The sequence below is a fragment of the Mesorhizobium sp. M7A.F.Ca.CA.001.08.2.1 genome (assembly GCF_003998455.1).
Lineage (GTDB): Bacteria > Pseudomonadota > Alphaproteobacteria > Rhizobiales > Rhizobiaceae > Mesorhizobium > Mesorhizobium ciceri.
In genome coordinates, this window is record NZ_RZPW01001440.1 from 1 (window position 1) to 524 (window position 524).

The 524-nt window shown below is 62.4% G+C and carries 1 protein-coding gene; it reads right to left on the bottom strand.

Translation table 11 applies throughout. The annotated features are described in order from the left end of the window. Positions 1 to 76 precede the first annotated feature (76 nt). The coding region (locus EN914_RS37860) for a TOBE domain-containing protein (protein ID WP_164779300.1) at positions 77 to 524 on the bottom strand (448 nt) is incomplete at its 5' end.

Consider the following 524-nt stretch of genomic DNA (forward strand, 5'->3'; position numbering starts at 1 on the left):
CCGAAGTCGATCTCGAAGTAAAAGAGCGGCGGGCCGGAGCCGCCGCTCTTTTTTGTGCCTGACACGGTAATTGCGGTTAAGCCGCCTTTGCTTCCACTTCATGCAACGCGAAAGAACGTCCATCCGCGTCGAAGATATGCAGGTCCTCGCCATTGGCGCTCAGCCGCAATGTCGAGCCGCGCTTGACCTCGACATTGCCGGGCAGCTTGGTCACCAGCGGCAGATCGGCGCGGCCGATGTCGACATAGACAAGCTGCACCTCGCCGAGTTGCTCGACATAGTCGACCGTCCCCTCGAACAGATAGTCCGCGCCGCTGGCGATGATCAGGTCCTCCGGCCGCACGCCAAAGCTCACCGCGGCGCCCTTTGCCGAAGCCGGCGTCGCAATCGGCACGGTCGCCTTGCGTCCGCCGACATGGCTGACGACGGTCGGGTTTCCGGTCTTTTCGATGGTCGCCGGCAGGATGTTCATGGCCGGCGAGCCGATGAACTGGGCAACGAACAGATTGCCGGGCTTCTTGTAG